Genomic DNA, 16,295 nt, shown 5'->3' with positions numbered 1-16,295 from the left:
GTCCTTACTTGCGAGCGGCCTTCACGTCCTTCGGCTGCAGCATATCGCCCATCTTGTTGCCGAAGGAGTTGCGTTCATAGGTGATCACGGCTGCGATCTCGGTATCCGACAGGCCTTGCCAGGCCGGCATGGCGCCCTTGCCGTGCAGTACGATGCCCAGATGCGCGGCCATCGGGCCGTTGGCGATCTTGGAGCCGGCCAGAGCCGGGAACGGGCCACCACCGGCGCCATCTGCCTTGTGGCAGGCTGCGCAGTTGGCGTCGTAGACCGTCTTGCCGCGGGCGATCATCTCGTCGAGCTTCCAGACCTTGTTCGGGTCGTCGGCCGCCGCCTTGGCTTCCTTCTGCTTCTTGTCGACCCAGACCTTGAAGTCGTCCTTCGACACCACCTGCACCACAATGGGCATGAAGCCGTGGTCACGGCCGCACAATTCGACGCATTGTCCACGGAAGGTGCCGACCTTCTCGGCCTTGAACCAGGTATCGCGAATGAAGCCGGGGATCGCATCCTGCTTCACGCCGAAAGCCGGCACGCCCCAGGAGTGGATCACGTCGTTCGCGGTGGTCAGCATCCGCACCTTGGTGCCGATCGGCACCACCAGCGGCTCGGTCACTTCCAGGAGGTAGTGCGTGTCCTTGGCTGCGCCCTGGCCCTTGTAGTTCTCGATCTGCTCGCGCGGCGTGGCGAGCTTGCTCTTGTAGCCGAAGCCGTAGTCCAGGTAGTCGTAACCCCAGAACCACTGGTAGCCGGTGGCCTTGATGGTCACCTCGGCATCGCGTGTGTCCTTCTGCGCCAGCACCACCTTGGCGGCCGGCCATGCCATGACCACGAGGATCACCGCCGGGATCAGCGTCCACAGCACTTCCACGGAGGTGTTCTCGTGGAAATGCCGCGCCTTGTGGCCGGAGGCCTTCCGGTGCTTGAAGATCGAATAGAACATCACCCCGAACACCGCGACGAAGATCACGACGATGACCGCCATGATCCAGGCGTGCAGGTCGGAGATGTCACGAGCGATCAGGGTCTGAGGGGTCTGAAAGGTGTATTTGCCGTCAATGGCAAACGTACAGGCAGGCAAAAGCGCTGCGAGCCCGAGGGCACGCTGAAACCGCATTGGAACCTCCACTGGTTGGGTATGCCGCGTCGCTTATTCGCGCGTCGGTCTTATCGGGACTTGGTTTTTATCCCAAACAATATTTAGGAAAAAACGACGTCTCCGCAAGACCGTCGGCATATTCTGGTGCCCGCCTGTCGGTTTTTTGCACATTTTTGGCGCAACTAGACCTAAACCAAAGGTTACGAGTGGCAAGTAGCGCCCAGACCAAGGAGGAGCCGACATGGACATGCATATGGACAGTCTCGACGATCATTTTTCCCTGCCCAAGACCCGCAAAGTCGGCTTTGGGCGACCGTTTCATTGGCTGAAATCGGGCTGGCAGGATTTCCGCGCGCACCCTGGCCCGAGCCTCGTCTGGGGCGTGATCGTGGCCATTGCCGGGTGGCTGTCGCTGGGCATCGCGGTCGGCTATCCGTATCTCTTCACCTTCTGCATCTCGAGCTTCCTGCTGCTGGCTCCCCTGATCGCCTCAGGTATCTACGAGCTCACCAGTGAACGGGAACAGGGCCTGCCGGCTTCGTTCATGCAATCAGTGCGCGACTATGTGAAGAACCTCAGCCAGATCGCCTTCTTCGGCTTCGTGCTAGGCCTGATCGCGCTAAGTTGGGAACGCATCTCCGCCATCCTGTTCGCGCTGTTCTACGGCGGTGAAGCTGTGTCGCTGCAAGGCTTCTTCTACGCGCTGACCGGGGAATATGCCGGCTTCACCATCGCCTGGTTCGTCGCCGGGGCATTGCTCGCCACAGTGGTATTTGCGCTGACCGCTATCTCGATCCCGATGCTGGCCGATCGGGAAATCGATACCGTGACTGCGATGATGACCAGCCTGCGCGCGGTGCTGGAAAACCTGCCAGCGATGCTGCTGTGGGCGGCACTGATCGTCGGTCTGACCGCCATCGGGTTTGCGACAGCGCTGTTCGGCCTGATCGTGATCTTCCCGGTGCTCGGACACGCTACTTGGGTCGCCTACAAGGACTTGGTCGAGTAAGCGATTTCACGCAAACAGTTGACAGCTCCGGCTAGCTGCCATATAGTCTCACTTCTCTGTCGCGGGATGGAGCAGTTGGCAGCTCGTCGGGCTCATAACCCGAAGGTCACAGGTTCGAGTCCTGTTCCCGCAACCAAATATCGAAACCCTGCTGCGTATGTAGCAGGGTTTTTTATTACGTGTAGTACGCGGCCTGGCTGAACAATCGCCTCGATCTGAATGCCTAGGCAGGCTGGCTTCTCGGTAGGCTCAAAACAAAAACCCGGCATATAGCCGGGTTTTTGTTTGTACTGGGTTTGCCTCAGCCGATCTGGCCGTGGCAGTGCTTGAACTTCTTGCCCGATCCGCACGGGCACGGGTCGTTACGGCCGACGCCGGCAAGCTGCGCGCTCGGGCCACCCTGCGCGGCCATCGCGGACATCAGCGCTGCCTTGATCTGGTCCTCGTCGCCGGACGCCAGCAGCGCCTCCAGATCCGCATGCTGAAACTGCATCGCCGACTCCGGCAGCGCCTGTGGTGCCACTGCATCGAGATCGGCCTGCGAGCGGACCTGTACGTTCATCACGATACGCACGACATCGCGCTTGATGCTCTCGAGCAGTGCCTCGAACAGCTCGAACGCCTCGCGCTTGTATTCCTGCTTCGGGTTCTTCTGCGCATAGCCGCGCAGATGGATGCCCTGACGCAGGTGATCAAGGCTGGTCAGGTGCTCGCGCCAGCTGTAGTCGAGGTGCTGCAGCAGCACCGAGCGCTCGAACTGGCGGAACGTTGCTTCACCAGCCTCCTCCAGCTTGGCGGCATAGGTCTGCGCAGCCAGCTCGATGACACGCGCCTTGGCCGCTTCATCAGACAGTTCCGTCTCATCCTTGAACCACTGGGCAACCGGCGCGGTAATACCGTACTCGGTCAGTGCCTTTTCCAGCCCGACCAGATCCCACTGCTCTTCCATGCTGCCCTGCGGCAGGTATTGGTCGAACAGTTCGCCGAAGAACGCATCGCGCATCGCAGCAATGGTGTCGGCGACATTGTCCGACTCGAGGATCTCGTTTCGCTGGCCGTAGATCGCCTTGCGCTGTTCGTTCGAGACGTCGTCGTACTCGAGCAGCTGCTTGCGGATGTCGAAGTTGCGGCCCTCGACCTTGCGCTGCGCCGACTCGATGGCGCGGCTGACGATGCCGGCCTCGATCGGCTCGCCTTCCGGCATCTTCAGCTTGTCCATGACGAAGGCGACGCGCTCGCCGGCGAAGATACGCAGCAGCGTGTCTTCCAGGCTGAGATAGAAGCGGCTGGAGCCCGGATCACCCTGGCGACCGGAGCGACCACGCAGCTGGTTGTCGATCCGGCGCGAATCGTGGCGCTCGGTACCGATGATATGCAGGCCACCGGCCTTCACCACGGCCTCGTGCAGCGCATTCCAGTCGTTCTTCAACGCATCGATCTTGCTGCGGCGGCTCACTTCATCAAGCGCCTCATCGGTTTCGATCGCGCGCAGTTCGCGCTCCACATTGCCGCCGAGCACAATGTCGGTACCGCGACCGGCCATGTTGGTGGCAATGGTTACCTGGCCAGGGCGGCCAGCCTGGGCGACGATCTCCGCTTCCTTGGCATGATGCTTGGCGTTGAGCACATTGTGCGGGATGCCATCCTGCTTGAGGATGCCCGACAACAGCTCGGACTGTTCGATCGAGGTCGTGCCGACCAGCACCGGCTGACCACGCTCCGCGCAGCCCTTGATGTCGGCGATGATGGCGTTGTACTTCTCCTTCGCCGTCTTGAACACCTGGTCCTGGCGATCCTGACGGACCATGGGCCGATTGGTCGGGATGATCACCGTCTCAAGGCCGTAGATCTGCTGGAACTCGTAGGCTTCGGTGTCGGCCGTGCCGGTCATGCCGGACAGCTTGCCGTACATGCGGAAGTAGTTTTGCAGCGTGATGGTGGCGAGCGTCTGGTTTTCCTGCTTGATCTCGACGCCTTCCTTGGATTCGACCGCCTGGTGCAGGCCTTCGGACCAGCGCCGGCCAGCCATCAAGCGACCGGTGAATTCATCGACGATGATCACTTCGCCGTCGAGTACCACGTAGTGCTGGTCCTTGTGGAACAGCGCGTGGGCGCGCAACGCCGCATACATGTGATGCATCAGGCCGATGTGGGCGGCGGCGTACAGGCTGTCGCCTTCCGGCAGCAGGCCCATCCTGGTGAGGATGGCTTCGACCTTCTCGTGGCCGGACTCGGACAGCAGCACCGAGTTGGCCTTTTCATCCACCCAATAGTCGCCTTCGCCATCCTCGGTTTCCTGCCGCGTCAGCTGTGGCGGGATGGTGTTCATCTGCACGTAAAGATCAGTGCTGTCCTCGGCCGGGCCGGAAATGATCAGCGGGGTACGCGCCTCATCGATCAGGATCGAATCCACCTCATCGACGATGGCATAGGCGAGGTCGCGCTGCACGCGCTCGCCGGTGGCGAACACCATGTTGTCGCGCAGGTAATCGAAGCCGAATTCGTTGTTGGTCCCGTAGGTGATGTCGCAGCCGTAGGCCTTCTGCTTCTCGTCGTGCGGCATCTGGCCAATGATCACGCCGCAAGACAGGCCAAGGAAGTTGTACAGGCGGCCCATGGTGCCGGCGTCGCGCTGCGCGAGGTAATCGTTGACGGTGACAACGTGCACGCCCTTGCCGGTCAGTGCGTTCAGGTAGGCCGGCAGCGTGGCGACCAGCGTCTTGCCTTCACCAGTGCGCATTTCGGCGATCTTGCCGTAGTACAGCACCATGCCGCCAATCAGCTGCACATCGAAGTGACGCATGCCGAGCGCGCGCTTAGCGCCCTCGCGGCAGACGGCAAAGGCTTCGGGCAGGACGGCATCCAGCGCCTCGCCCTTGGCCAGCCGTTCGCGGAATTCCTGGGTCTTGGCCTGAAGGGCCTCGTCCGACAGCGGTTCGATCTGCGCTTCGAGCGCGTTGATCTTGGCAACCGTCGCGCTGTACTGCTTGAGCAGGCGGTCGTTGCGGCTACCGAAAACTTTCTTGAGCAGAGTCGAAATCATGTCGAAGGCCGTGTCCCGCCGTCGGGGCGGTGTTGTAGTTAAAACAACGGCGGAAGGGGAAACCCATCCGCCGCGTGCAGACTGCTACCCAAGTGGGGACGCCCCACCGGGATTTCCATCCCTAATCGTGGCTGGCCACTTCAGTCAGCGGCTTGATCTGATCCGGTGCCATGAAACGCAGCGGATTCTGCGCCACGCCCTTGTAGCGGATTTCGAAGTGCAGATGCGGGCCGGTGGAGCGCCCGGTGCTGCCCACTTCGGCGATTCGCTGCCCGGCGCTGACCCGATCTCCAACCTTCACCAGCAACGCGCTGGCGTGGGCGTAGCGGCTGGTCAAGCCGTTCTCGTGACTGAGCTCGACCATATTACCATACTGGGGATGGCGGTCCGCATAGACCACGGTGCCTGCGGCGGCGGCGGTAATCGGGGTACCGACGGGGCCGACGAAGTCGATGCCTTCATGGAAAGTCTGACGGCCATTGAACGGGTCGATGCGCCAGCCGAAGCTCGACGATTGCAGGCCAGTGGACAACGGCGCCCGCGATGGCAGTTGCCAGCGTTGCGGGCGCAGCAGGATGGATTCGGTCAGCGCCAGATGGTCGAGATAGGCGTCGGCAAGGTCGGTTGACGACGCCAGTTCGTGCGTGAGTTCTGAAAAGTTGAGTGCGTGACCGGGCTGCTCGATGCCGCCTGTCGGTGCCGGTTGGCTGGACAGAAAAGGCTTCACGTCGATCCCGGTCTTCAGGCCCACCTGCTTGGCCAAACCATCGAGCCGGGTGAGTTTGGCCTGCAATTCGCCAAGCTTCACCGCCAGCACGTCGAGGTCAGCTTGGCGCGGCGACTTGGTCAGCTGGAACAGCTGCGGCGTCGATGTGCCCTGCAACAGTAGGCCGGTGGCAAGGCCAGCACCGCCTGCAAACAGCGCTACGGCGCCCGCGAGTGCGGCAATGGTGTACGGACCGAGTTGGCGAGCGCTGGAGAAGCGGCTCGAAACCAGAATAATATTCATGGAAGGTTAACTCTCCATCCGGTCCTGCGGACCCATTGTCATGGCCAAACGCCCCGCCTACCCGGCCTTCATCGGCCAGGATCGCCAGCTGCTGCAGCTGGTCTCCCGCGTCAGCGACATCAATCGACTGACCAATTGCGTGCGGGCCAGCCTGCCACCTGCGCTGGCTGCCAGCTGCATTGCCGTCACGCTGGAAGGGGACACGTTGGTATTGGGTACGACTTCACCGGCAGCAGCAGCGCGTCTCAAGCAGTTTGGCGATACGCTGCTGGCTGCAGTCAGGCAAGCCGGATGGCAAGCTACCGCAATCCGCCCCAAGGTGCAAGTTGCGCTGCGGCGGGAAAAAGCGAAATCGACCAAGGACTTAGCCATGGGTGCAGCCGCAGTCGGCGCCTTCGAGCAACTGGCCGATACGCTGGAACGCGGCCCGCTGCGCGACGCGGTCGAGCGCCTGGCGCGGCGTCATCGGCTCAAGCGCTAGCCGATCCTGAACAGCAAAAAGCCCGGAGTGACCCGGGCTTTTTGCTGATGATTGCGGATGCTTACTGCAGGAAATCCGCCATGGTCTTCGGTTGGCCGTTCACTTCGATCTGGCCACCCTTGAGCACCAGCTTGGCCTTGACCAGGTCGCCCTCGGTCTCGACGAAGCCACGCTCCATGCCCTGCGCCAGCGCGAACTCGAACTGGGCTTGGCTGGTCTCGGCATTTTCCGGATCGAGCTGGGCGATCAGCTGCTTGACCAGAGCCTGTGGCACCTGCACCGCCAGCGAAGCATTCACCTTGGCGATCAGCGCCATCGGGTTGGCAAAGTCCTGCTCGGCGACATCGTGGCTGGCGAGATCGAGCTGATAGCTGCCTTCACCGGCAGCGTTCTTCAGCGCCAGCTTCATTTGCAGCGCCGGGTCGTGCGCCAAAATCGCAGTCAGCAGCGTTTTCAGGCGCGCCTGCTGGCCCTGCGGCGCGAAATCGCACTGCAGCCAGCCCTTGACCCAGGTTTCGTCGTTGTAGGCCTTGATTGCCTTGGCATCGATGCGATCGATGCTATAGGCAAGCGACAGTGCGCCAAGCTTGGCCTGATTCACCACCACCTGGTCGAACTGGCCGCTGACCTTGCCGCTCAACAGGCCGCCCTTCACTTCGGAGGTACCTTCGAAACCGCCCTTGCCCAGCAAGAAATCGATGGCGCGGCCTTCCGGTGTGGTGAAGTTGGCCGAAGCGCCAGCCCACTCCAGCGTGTCCTTGCCGGTGTAGACCCCTTCCGGCGCGCGGACGCGGTCGCTGACGCTGCGCAGCGCGCCAAAGTGCATGCGCTCGCCCTGGGGGCCTTGTACTTCAGCACCAGCGAGATCCAACGTGCTCTTCACATAGCTGAAGTCCTGGTCATACTTGAAGGTACCTTTCAGGCCCTTCCACTGCAGCGTGCCACCGTCCTCGGTCACGCTGGCTGCGGGGCTGGCGATGTCCGTGGTCAGCTCGCCATTCAGGCCGATGCTGGTGTGGATAGTCAGCGGTTGCTGATTCTTGAACAGCTTGGCCAATTCCTTGCGGGCTTCGTCGCTGTAGACGAACTCGGTGGTGATGCCGGGCTTGAGCGGGTTGTGCGCCACGACGTTGCGCACGGTCACCGTCAGGCCGTCGGCCGGCAGCGGGCTGGCAGCCACGCCTTCGCAGCCGATGCGATAGGTGACAGTCTCGGTCGAGGTCCAGAAACCGCGCTCGAACTTGCGCGATGCAACCTGGACCAGCTTGTGGCCTTCGGCCTGCTTGGCCCAGTCGTCGAGCTTGCCGTCGACGCGATGGCCAACATACCAGGTGGCCCCGGCATAGCCGGCAGCGCCGAGCACCGCAACGGCCACGGCAGCCTTGATGATCTTGCTCATGGAGGAAATCCCTGTGTGACGCACCATCCACGGGTGCGTATTTGAATGTTGTTTTTCATTTTTCCGACGTTGATCGTCAGAAAATGCGCAAGCTACCAGCTTTGCAGGGGGCGGGCAAACGGGGCCGGTCCTAATGCCCCGACCACCGGACAGGCGGGTTTGACTGCGCGGGGTCTGTCGCGTACTTTCGCGCGCCCTCTATATCCATGGTGGAGCGCCATGCATCACGCCTGCGGTATCGATTTCGGCACCTCCAATTCCACCGCCGCACACTACACGGCAGCCGGACCGCGCCTCCTGGCGCTGGAGGACGGTAAGGTCACCCTGCCCTCGGCGGTGTTCTTCAACCTCGACGAGGACAGCCTCGCTTTCGGCCGTGTCGCATTGGCCGAATACCTGGAAGGCTACGAAGGCCGGCTGATGCGAGCGATGAAGAGCCTGCTCGGCAGCAGCCTGATCGATCAGGGCACCGAGGTCGCCGGGCGTCAGCTATCGTTCAAATCTTTGATCGGCTGCTTCATCGGCGAGGTGAAACGTCGGGCCGAGTCAGGTGCGGGGCACAGCTTCGATGCAGTGGTGCTGGGGCGGCCGGTACGCTTCGTCGACGACAACGACGAGGCCGACCGGCTGGCTGAGCGCACGCTCGCCGAGATCGCGCGGGAGCTGGGCTTTGCCGAAGTGAGCTTCCAGTTCGAGCCGATCGCAGCCGCGCATGCCTATGAGGAAGACATCACGCGCGAGGAGCTGACGCTGGTGGTCGACATCGGCGGCGGCACCTCTGACTTCTCGCTGGTGCGCCTCTCGCCGCAACGCCGAGGCCTGGCGGACCGCAGCAGCGATCTGTTGGCCAGCAGCGGCGTGCATGTCGGTGGCACCGACCTGGACAAGCGGCTGTCGCTGACTGCCATCATGCCCGAGCTGGGCCTTGGCGCACTGCTCGCCAACGGCGCGGTGTTCCCCAGTACGGTGTTCTTCCAGCTCGCCACCTGGCACACCATCAACTTCGCCTATGCGAAGAAAGGCTGGCGCACATTGCAGGAACTGGCGCCGGACGTGACCGACAGCGTGCGCTTCAACCGCCTGCTGAACGTGATCCGCCAGCAGTCCGCCCACCACCTGGCGATGCGGGTGGAAGACGCCAAGATCGCGCTCTCGGCCGCCGAGACGGTGGCCATGCCGTTGCCGGAGATCGACGATGCGCTGCAGCTCACGCTGCAACGCGGCGCATTCGAAGCGGCGATCGCCGACGAGCTCGCTGCCGTCGTCCGCGCCGCCGATGCGGCACTGCTGCAGGCCGGCGTGCGGCCCGACGAGATCGACACGCTGTTCTTCACTGGCGGCGCCTCCGCGGTGCCGGCATTGCGCGCCACGCTGGCCGCGCGTTTCCCATCGGCGCGCACGGTCGAAGGTGATGCCTATGGCAGCGTCGGCTCGGGCCTTGCGGTGGTGGCAAGGCAGCGCTACGGCTGAGGCCAGCGCCGGGACCACGCTCGCGGCGATGGTCCGCGACCAAGCGGCGGGCAGACCGAGGCGCCGTACCCTCCTCGACCTCGGCGCCAAACCGGAGACTAGGCCTGACCGTCGGCGATCCGCCGCAGCGCCTGGGCGAAGGTTTCCGGCGGCTGGCCGCCCGAGATCAGGTATTGCTGGTTGATGATCACCGCCGGCACCCCGCTGATGCCCTGCTGCTGGTAATGGCGCTCGGTCTCGCGTACTTCGCCGGCATAGCGCGGGCTTTCCAACACCTCGCGCGCCGCTTCACCATCGAGCCCGGCAGCAATGGCGGCCTCGACCAGCACATCGGCAGCGCTGACATTGCGGCCAGCGCCGAAATAAGCCTGCAGCAGCGCCTGCTTCAGCGCCAGCTGCTGCGCGGCGCCGAGCTCACCGGCCCAGTGCAGCAGGCGATGGGCATCGAAGGTGTTATAGGTGCGCGAGCGCGCGTCCATATCGAAATGGAAACCCAGGGCCTCGCCGCGCTGCCGGATCGCTTCCTGGCTCTGCGCCAGCTGCTCGCGACTCATGCCGTACTTGGCGATCAGGTGCTCGGCGATGTCCTCGCCCTCCGGCCCCATCTGCGGGTTGAGCTCAAACGGGTGGAAGGTGAGGTCAAGCTCGACCCCGGCCTGCGCGGCACCCTGCAGCAGGCCCTGCAGGCCGATGGCACACCAGGGGCAGACCACGTCGGAGACAAAATCGATTTTCAGCGTTGCGGCCATGATGGGCACCGGCTCGAGGAGATGAACTTCAGGTGCGGCCGGCACGGGGTGATTGCAACTGCAGGCGGGGAAAACGCTCAGGCCAGCGGCTGTTGCCGCAGGCAGGCCGGACACAGGCAATCCTGCGCATTGGTCACCGCAACCGGCGGCAGATCGGCGCACCAGCAGCCGCCAGCCTCGCCGCCGCTGCCGCAGGGAAAGCGCGTGCTGCAGTTGCTGCAGGTGATCAGCCTGGTCCGGCGCGGCAGCGCGCGCAGGCGCTGCCACACCGCAGCCTTCTGTGCTTCGTCCAGCCGCGACCAGCTGGATATCTCCCGCACCGTGCGGCGACAGCCAATGCAGACGCCGTCTTCGTCGAGCTGGCACAGCGCGACGCACGGCGACGGATGCGGGAAGGAGGAATCGGCTTCGTTCATGACAACAGTATCGCAGTGGCATCGCCCGCCTCGCCAGCGCGGCACAAAAGAAAAGCCCGCCGGGCGGCGGGCTCAGGGCGTTATTGTTCTGCTTGTGGGCCGGGCTGGCGCCCGGCCTCTTGGTGATTACATGTTGTAGGCCTTCTCGCCGTGACTGGTCACGTCAAGGCCTTCGCGCTCTTCATCTTCCTTCACGCGCAGGCCGATGGTGGCTTTGAGGATGGCGAACAGCACGATGGAGACGAGGCCCGACCACACGATGGTGACGCCCACGCCTTCGAGCTGGATCAGCACCTGCTTGGCCATGTCAAACTCCGCCGGGCCCATGCCGCCGAGCGACGGGGCATAGAACACGCCGGTCAGCACCGCGCCGATGATGCCGCACACGCCGTGGATGCCGAACACGTCGAGCGAATCGTCGACCTTCAACAGCTTCTTCAGGCCATGCACACCCCACAGGCCAGCCACACCGCCGATCAGGCCCATGGCCAGAGCGCCACCGACACCCACCAGACCAGCAGCCGGGGTAATGATGACGAGGCCGGCAATGGCACCCGAAGCAGCACCCAGCAGCGAGGGCTTGCCCTTGAGCATCCACTCGACGAACAGCCAGGTCAGCGTGGCCGCAGCGGTGGCAACGGTGGTGTTGACGAAGGCGAGGGCGGCGGTGCCGTTGGCTTCCAGCGCGGAGCCGGCGTTGAAGCCGAACCAGCCCACCCACAGCAGCGAAGCGCCGATCATGGTCATGGTCAGGCTGTGCGGGGTCATCGCATCACGGCCGTAACCGACGCGCTTGCCAACGAAGTAGGCACCCACGAGGCCAGCCACAGCGGCGTTGATGTGCACCACGGTGCCGCCAGCGAAATCGAGCGCGCCATCCTTGAACAGCAGGCCTTCGGTGAACCACACCATGTGGGCGATCGGCGCATAGGCCAGCAGGAACCACGCGCCGGTGAAGATCAGCACGGCGCTGAACTTCACGCGCTCGGCAAAGCCGCCGACGATCAGCGCGCAGGTGATTGCGGCAAACGCACCCTGGAAGGCGATGAAGGTGAACTCACTGATCTTCACGTCGGCGGTGAAGGTATCGGCCAGCGAAGCCGGAGTAACGCCGGCGAGCATGATGCGATCGAAACCGCCGATGAAGGCATTGCCCGAGGTAAAGGCGATGCTGTAACCGGCAACGACCCACAGCACCGAGATCAGTGCGAACACGGTCAGCACCTGTGCCAGTACCGACAGCATGTTCTTGGTGCGCACCAGGCCACCGTAGAACAACGCCAGGCCCGGAATCGACATCAGGATGACGAGGGCGGTGCAGACCATAATCCAGCCGTTGTCGGCCTTGCTCAGCACCGGCGCGGCCGCTTCTTCAGCGTGGGCCAGGCCCGCCAGCAGCGGCAGGCTTGCTGCGATCAGTTTTTTCATTTGCGTATCTCTCCTTCCCTGAAGCGAATTAGATGGCAGCTTCGCCGGTCTCGCCGGTGCGAATGCGTGCGATGTGCTCGAGGTCGAACACGAAGATCTTGCCGTCGCCGATCTTGCCGGTCTGGGCGGCCTTCTCGATCGCTTCGATGGTCTGGTCGACCAGATCGTCGGCAATGGCGATTTCCAGCTTGACCTTGGGCAGGAAGTCGACGACGTACTCGGCGCCGCGATACAGCTCGGTGTGACCCTTCTGGCGGCCGAAGCCTTTCACTTCAGTCACGGTCATGCCTTGCACACCAATGGCGGACAGGGCCTCGCGGACCTCATCGAGCTTGAACGGCTTGATGATGGCGGTAACGAATTTCATGGGGAATTCCTCGTAGCCGGGTGATGACGGGGTAGCTGTCAGCAGAAAGCGTGCCAAGCGCGATGCGACGTAGTTCCGCCGTGCCGCCTGCCCTGCTGACGCACCATCCGCACCGAGTCCGCGCACAAGCTTGGCGCAGCGCCCCACAATCGCACCAAATCGGTGCAAGAACTGGCGCCGCGCGCCGTGGTCCCAGCAACAGGCCCGACTTGTGTCGTCTGCTACACTGAGCCGTACCCGCCTACGAAGGAGCCCGCCATGCTGAAGGAAAAGTTTTTCGACGAAATCTCCGCCAAGATGTCAGAAGCCATTGCCAACAGCCCCGCCAAGGACATCGAGAAGAACGTGCGCGCGATGATGGCCTCGGCCTTCACCAAGATGGATCTGGTGACCCGCGAGGAATTCGAGGTACAGCAGGAAGTGCTGGCCCGCACCCGCGAAACGCTGACGGCACTGGAGGCGCGCGTGCTGGAACTGGAAGCAAGACTGCACGCCAACAACCCGCAGGATGGGCTATAACCCCTGGCGGCATCGTTCTTGCTTGAGGCCGGAGATCTCCGGCCCCGGACCGGGCCCGCGCCCGGTTCTTCATTTTCAGACCCTGCCATGACCACGATCCGCACCGCCACCCCTGCCGACCTTCAACCGCTCGCGCAGCTGTTCGACCATTACCGCCAGTTCTACGGCCGCGAGCCGGACCTCGCCCGTGCCCGCGATTTCATCGCGCTGCGCATCGAGCACAAGGATGCCCGGTTGTTCGTTGCCGAAGCGGCGGACGGCGCGCTGTGCGGCTTCGCCCAGGCCTACCCCAGCCTCTCATCGCTGGCGCTCGGCCCGATCTGGGTGCTGAACGACATCTACGTGCAATCGGACCTGCGTGGCGAGCGCATCGGCACCCAGCTGCTGCAGGCCGTCGAGATCGCTGCGCGCGCCGCCGGCGCAGTGCAGGTTCGCGTCGAAACCGCTCCGGAGAACGTGCGCGCCCAGCGGCTCTATCAGAACCAGGGCTTCCGCCGCGAGATGGGGTTTCTGCAGTTTGTGCTGAAGGTGTGAGAACTGCTCGCTTGTGGCAGGCTACATTGGCGTTGCGCGCATTTAGATTGAATTCAGCGCTGTCCGTATGCCAGCTATTGGGATTCTTGCGAGGTGACCGTTATCACATTCAAGGTTTTTCGCTGTATCGGGACAGATCAGCGTTTGATTCAGACCCGCCATATTCAGACAGCGTCGGCGAAAGCGCTCACGGGAAAGCGCGCATTAGCGTTGTTGCGGCGGGAATACCCCGACGTTAGATACGCAACGTCGCTGCAAAAGACAGAGCATGGATGGTTGCATATGTGTACAGTCGCTGCGCTGCTTGGATGTGCTTACCATTACGAGTGGGAGCACATTTATGTGTCAGAAGAACACCAGTGCCCTCGGACGGATATAGCTCAAAAACAAAACGCCGCTCAATGAGCGGCGTTTTGTTTGTATCCATGCAAAGCTGGCCTGTAAGCCGGGTTCTGTGATCGCGGCGAACCGCGAGCGACCGTCATTCCTCTAGGCGTGCCGTTGCCGACACGCTCCAGCAACCTACCCGCAGACTCAGGGGGCCCCGTCGACGCCTGCTGCTTGGTCTTGCTCCGGATGGGGTTTACCCTGCCGTCCGTGTTGCCACGTCCGCGGTGCGCTCTTACCGGTGGTTGCCCACTTCCCCGACGGGAACACCTTTTCACCCTTGCCTGTGCCCGGTCCGGCACGCTTCAATCGCGCCTTCAACCCGACCACCCAGTCCACGCACATCCTGGCAAGCCAGTCTGCACGCATCCTAAGTAGATGGACCTAGCCTCGCTTGCGCTCGGCGCAGCCCATGCCATCGGCGGTTCAGCTCTCTGTTGCACTGTCCGTCGGCTTTCGCCGCCCGGCCGTTAGCCGGCATCCTGCCCTGCGGAGCCCGGACTTTCCTCCCCCGTGTTGCCACGGCAGCGACGATCCGGCCTGCTTTGCCCCGCCATTATCCCGCGTGGGGCTCGCCTTGGGTAGCCGTATCGGCAGCGGCCAGCACCAGCCCACTGGCGCAGGACAGCGCCTGCGCCAGTGCTTGGGCTTCGGCCACGCTTGCAGCACTGGCGCGCCAGTGCGCGAACACCAGCCGCGTTGTACCCATCAACACCAGCCAGACATGGTCGCGCCCAACGGCAGCCGACTCCTGTTCCAGCGCGATCCCGGTGAACTCGCTTGCCGGGTAGCTGCGCTCGAACACGGTGACAACGCCGAGCAGCCGCCAGCGGCGATAGAAGCGGGAGCCGTCCCAGCCCTGCTCGCTGGGCAGTGCCCACAGCACGGTGGCCAGCGCCAGCATGCTGTACCAGAACAGGCCGAAGAAGCCGTGCTCGAAGCTAGCGCCCGACAACAACGGCCGGCCGAACCACGCCAGCAGCGCGATCACCGCCAGCGCCGCCCACCAGCCAACACGGAAGGCCGCGCGATGGACGATGGCCATCAGTCGGCCAGCCGCCAAGTGAGCGCTTCCCCAGCGCGCAGCGGCACCACGTCGTGTTCGCCGAACGGATAGGACGCCGGCACGGTCCAGGCATCCTTCACCAGCGTGACCGTGCCGCTGTTGCGCGGCAGGCGGTAGAAGTCCGGGCCGTTGAAGCTGGCAAAGGCTTCCAGCTTGTCCAGCGCACCGGCGGCCTCGAAGGCCTCGGCGTAGAAGGCGAGCGCTGCGTGCGCCGAGTAGATGCCGGCACAGCCACACGGTGCCTCCTTGGTGTGCTGCGCGTGCGGCGCGCTGTCGGTACCGAGGAAGAACTTGCGTGAGCCCGAGGTCGCTGCAGTGACCAGCGCGCGGCGATGCTCCTCGCGCTTGAGCACTGGCAGGCAATAGTGGTGCGGCCGGATGCCGCCCTGGAACAGCGCATTGCGGTTCATCAGCAGGTGCTGCGGTGTGACCGTAGCGCCGACGTTGTCGCCGGCCTCAGCCACGAACTGCGCGGCCTGTTTGGTGGTGATGTGCTCGAACACCACGCGCAGCTCAGGCAGACGGCAGAGCAAGGGCGCCATCACCTGGTCGATGAAGGCCGCCTCGCGATCGAACACATCCACTGCCGGATCGGTGACTTCGCCATGCACCAGGAACGGCAGGCCGATCTCGGCCATCTTTTCCAGCGTCGGCATCACACCGTCGAGTCCGGCCACGCCGGCCTCGGAATTGGTGGTGGCACCGGCCGGGTACAGCTTCACCGCCTGCACCACGCCGCTTTGCTTCGCCTTCACCACTTCATCGGGCGTCAGGCCGCTGGTGAGATACAGCGTCATCAAGGGCTGGAAATCGCTGCCAGCGGGCAGCGCGGCCAGGATGCGCTCGCGGTAGGCCTCGGCCATTGCCACCGTCGAGACCGGCGGCTTCAGATTCGGCATGACGATGGCGCGGGCGAATTCGCGCGCGGTATGCGGCAGCACGGACGCCATCAGCGCGCCATCGCGCAGGTGCAGGTGCCAGTCATCCGGGCGGGTAATGGTCAGAGTCTGGGTCATGACGGTCTCGGTTCAGTCCGCGCGCTTGCGGATCAGGAAATGGAACTTGGCATCCTGTGCCGACGAATCGACCAGCTGGTGGCCGGTCTGGCGGCAGAAGGCGGCAAAATCGGTGGGGGTGGCTGGATCGGTGCAGGTGACGGCAAGCAGATCGCCCCCCTGCAGATTGGCCAGCGCCTTCTTGGCGCGCAGGATGGGCAGCGGGCAGTTGAGACCGGAAAGGTCGATGGTCAGTTGCGGCGTCATGGCGGCACGTCGGGCAAAAGCCTGATTTTACTCGGCCCGCCCGCCAGCGGCGAGCCGCTT

General features: G+C 63.5%; 16 protein-coding genes, 1 tRNA gene and 1 other RNA gene. 6 read left to right on the top strand and 12 right to left on the bottom strand.

Annotation, left to right across the window (positions count from 1 at the left end):
• Positions 1-4 precede the first annotated feature (4 nt).
• Complete coding sequence (gene coxB / locus FLM21_RS01675) at positions 5-1,114, bottom strand: cytochrome c oxidase subunit II (RefSeq protein ID WP_246120804.1); 1,110 nt, start codon at positions 1,112-1,114, stop codon at positions 5-7.
• Between the two features lie 223 nt (positions 1,115-1,337).
• On the opposite strand from coxB, the gene FLM21_RS01670 reads away from it, so the two are divergent.
• Complete coding sequence (locus FLM21_RS01670; RefSeq protein ID WP_148713903.1) at positions 1,338-2,105, top strand: DUF2189 domain-containing protein; 768 nt, start codon at positions 1,338-1,340, stop codon at positions 2,103-2,105.
• A 60-nt stretch (positions 2,106-2,165) separates the two neighbouring features.
• Positions 2,166-2,241: transfer RNA gene (locus tag FLM21_RS01665), tRNA-Met, on the top strand.
• Between the two features lie 165 nt (positions 2,242-2,406).
• On the opposite strand, the gene secA is transcribed toward FLM21_RS01665, so the two are convergent.
• Both secA and FLM21_RS01655 read right to left on the bottom strand, forming a co-directional pair.
• Positions 2,407-5,148 (bottom strand): preprotein translocase subunit SecA, encoded by a 2,742-nt coding sequence (gene secA / locus FLM21_RS01660; RefSeq protein WP_148713902.1) that lies wholly within the window; start codon positions 5,146-5,148, stop codon positions 2,407-2,409.
• Between the two features lie 121 nt (positions 5,149-5,269).
• Positions 5,270-6,157: a M23 family metallopeptidase gene (locus FLM21_RS01655; RefSeq protein WP_148713901.1), complete on the bottom strand. Its 888-nt coding sequence runs from the start codon at positions 6,155-6,157 to the stop codon at positions 5,270-5,272.
• A gap of 40 nt (positions 6,158-6,197) precedes the next feature.
• On the opposite strand from FLM21_RS01655, the gene FLM21_RS01650 reads away from it, so the two are divergent.
• On the top strand, positions 6,198-6,638 hold the full coding sequence (locus FLM21_RS01650) for a DciA family protein (protein ID WP_148713900.1): 441 nt from the start codon (positions 6,198-6,200) through the stop codon (positions 6,636-6,638).
• 61 nt (positions 6,639-6,699) lie between these two features.
• On the opposite strand, the gene FLM21_RS01645 is transcribed toward FLM21_RS01650, so the two are convergent.
• Positions 6,700-8,037 carry a YdgA family protein gene (locus FLM21_RS01645; protein WP_187360042.1) on the bottom strand — a complete coding sequence of 446 codons (1,338 nt, stop codon included), beginning with the start codon at positions 8,035-8,037 and terminating at the stop codon, positions 6,700-6,702.
• A 219-nt stretch (positions 8,038-8,256) separates the two neighbouring features.
• Between FLM21_RS01645 and FLM21_RS01640 the strand changes: the two genes are divergently transcribed.
• On the top strand, positions 8,257-9,507 hold the full coding sequence (locus FLM21_RS01640) for an Hsp70 family protein (RefSeq protein WP_148713898.1): 1,251 nt from the start codon (positions 8,257-8,259) through the stop codon (positions 9,505-9,507).
• Between the two features lie 98 nt (positions 9,508-9,605).
• Here FLM21_RS01640 and FLM21_RS01635 read toward each other — a convergent pair whose 3' ends face one another.
• The 4 genes from FLM21_RS01635 to glnK all read right to left on the bottom strand — a co-directional run bounded on the left by FLM21_RS01635 (position 9,606) and on the right by glnK (position 12,467).
• Complete coding sequence (locus FLM21_RS01635; protein ID WP_148713897.1) at positions 9,606-10,256, bottom strand: DsbA family oxidoreductase; 651 nt, start codon at positions 10,254-10,256, stop codon at positions 9,606-9,608.
• 77 nt (positions 10,257-10,333) lie between these two features.
• The gene (locus FLM21_RS01630) at positions 10,334-10,672 is read right to left on the bottom strand and encodes a DUF1289 domain-containing protein (protein ID WP_148713896.1); all 339 of its coding nucleotides are present in this window, start codon (positions 10,670-10,672) and stop codon (positions 10,334-10,336) included.
• Positions 10,673-10,798: 126 nt separating this feature from the next.
• Positions 10,799-12,100: an ammonium transporter gene (gene amt, locus FLM21_RS01625; RefSeq protein ID WP_148713895.1), complete on the bottom strand. Its 1,302-nt coding sequence runs from the start codon at positions 12,098-12,100 to the stop codon at positions 10,799-10,801.
• 28 nt (positions 12,101-12,128) lie between these two features.
• Entirely contained in the window at positions 12,129-12,467 is a 339-nt protein-coding gene (gene glnK, locus FLM21_RS01620) for a P-II family nitrogen regulator (protein ID WP_148713894.1), read from the bottom strand.
• A 258-nt stretch (positions 12,468-12,725) separates the two neighbouring features.
• On the opposite strand from glnK, the gene FLM21_RS01615 reads away from it, so the two are divergent.
• Positions 12,726-12,986 (top strand): accessory factor UbiK family protein, encoded by a 261-nt coding sequence (locus tag FLM21_RS01615; protein WP_148713893.1) that lies wholly within the window; start codon positions 12,726-12,728, stop codon positions 12,984-12,986.
• Between the two features lie 87 nt (positions 12,987-13,073).
• Positions 13,074-13,520 (top strand): GNAT family N-acetyltransferase, encoded by a 447-nt coding sequence (locus tag FLM21_RS01610; RefSeq protein ID WP_148713892.1) that lies wholly within the window; start codon positions 13,074-13,076, stop codon positions 13,518-13,520.
• A 425-nt stretch (positions 13,521-13,945) separates the two neighbouring features.
• On the opposite strand, the gene rnpB is transcribed toward FLM21_RS01610, so the two are convergent.
• From rnpB to FLM21_RS01590, 4 genes are all read right to left on the bottom strand, one after another.
• Positions 13,946-14,454: RNase P RNA component class A (rnpB, locus tag FLM21_RS01605), an RNA gene on the bottom strand.
• 9 nt (positions 14,455-14,463) lie between these two features.
• Positions 14,464-14,952 (bottom strand): hypothetical protein, encoded by a 489-nt coding sequence (locus FLM21_RS01600; protein WP_148713891.1) that lies wholly within the window; start codon positions 14,950-14,952, stop codon positions 14,464-14,466.
• The gene (gene pyrC, locus FLM21_RS01595) at positions 14,952-15,989 is read right to left on the bottom strand and encodes a dihydroorotase (protein WP_148713890.1); all 1,038 of its coding nucleotides are present in this window, start codon (positions 15,987-15,989) and stop codon (positions 14,952-14,954) included. The genes FLM21_RS01600 and pyrC overlap by 1 nt, the downstream gene beginning before the upstream one ends.
• A 12-nt stretch (positions 15,990-16,001) precedes the next feature.
• Complete coding sequence (locus FLM21_RS01590) at positions 16,002-16,235, bottom strand: sulfurtransferase TusA family protein (protein ID WP_148713889.1); 234 nt, start codon at positions 16,233-16,235, stop codon at positions 16,002-16,004.
• Positions 16,236-16,295: the final 60 nt, after the last annotated feature.

The sequence above is a fragment of the Chitinolyticbacter meiyuanensis genome (assembly GCF_008033135.1).
Lineage (GTDB): Bacteria > Pseudomonadota > Gammaproteobacteria > Burkholderiales > Chitinibacteraceae > Chitinolyticbacter > Chitinolyticbacter meiyuanensis.
Note: the sequence above shows the minus strand (reverse complement) of the source record. Positions and strands in the feature narration are given on the sequence as shown.

Coding starts and splice junctions, on each gene's coding strand:
- FLM21_RS01590 (WP_148713889.1), bottom strand. CDS start 16,235: ATGACGCCGCAACTGACCATCGACCTTTCCGGTCTCAACTGCCCGCTG.
- secA (WP_148713902.1), bottom strand. CDS start 5,148: ATGATTTCGACTCTGCTCAAGAAAGTTTTCGGTAGCCGCAACGACCGC.
- pyrC (WP_148713890.1), bottom strand. CDS start 15,989: ATGACCCAGACTCTGACCATTACCCGCCCGGATGACTGGCACCTGCAC.
- coxB (WP_246120804.1), bottom strand. CDS start 1,114: ATGCGGTTTCAGCGTGCCCTCGGGCTCGCAGCGCTTTTGCCTGCCTGT.
- FLM21_RS01630 (WP_148713896.1), bottom strand. CDS start 10,672: ATGAACGAAGCCGATTCCTCCTTCCCGCATCCGTCGCCGTGCGTCGCG.
- FLM21_RS01635 (WP_148713897.1), bottom strand. CDS start 10,256: ATGGCCGCAACGCTGAAAATCGATTTTGTCTCCGACGTGGTCTGCCCC.
- FLM21_RS01640 (WP_148713898.1), top strand. CDS start 8,257: ATGCATCACGCCTGCGGTATCGATTTCGGCACCTCCAATTCCACCGCC.
- FLM21_RS01670 (WP_148713903.1), top strand. CDS start 1,338: ATGGACATGCATATGGACAGTCTCGACGATCATTTTTCCCTGCCCAAG.
- FLM21_RS01600 (WP_148713891.1), bottom strand. CDS start 14,952: ATGGCCATCGTCCATCGCGCGGCCTTCCGTGTTGGCTGGTGGGCGGCG.
- FLM21_RS01610 (WP_148713892.1), top strand. CDS start 13,074: ATGACCACGATCCGCACCGCCACCCCTGCCGACCTTCAACCGCTCGCG.
- glnK (WP_148713894.1), bottom strand. CDS start 12,467: ATGAAATTCGTTACCGCCATCATCAAGCCGTTCAAGCTCGATGAGGTC.
- FLM21_RS01615 (WP_148713893.1), top strand. CDS start 12,726: ATGCTGAAGGAAAAGTTTTTCGACGAAATCTCCGCCAAGATGTCAGAA.
- FLM21_RS01650 (WP_148713900.1), top strand. CDS start 6,198: ATGGCCAAACGCCCCGCCTACCCGGCCTTCATCGGCCAGGATCGCCAG.
- amt (WP_148713895.1), bottom strand. CDS start 12,100: ATGAAAAAACTGATCGCAGCAAGCCTGCCGCTGCTGGCGGGCCTGGCC.
- FLM21_RS01645 (WP_187360042.1), bottom strand. CDS start 8,037: ATGAGCAAGATCATCAAGGCTGCCGTGGCCGTTGCGGTGCTCGGCGCT.
- FLM21_RS01655 (WP_148713901.1), bottom strand. CDS start 6,157: ATGAATATTATTCTGGTTTCGAGCCGCTTCTCCAGCGCTCGCCAACTC.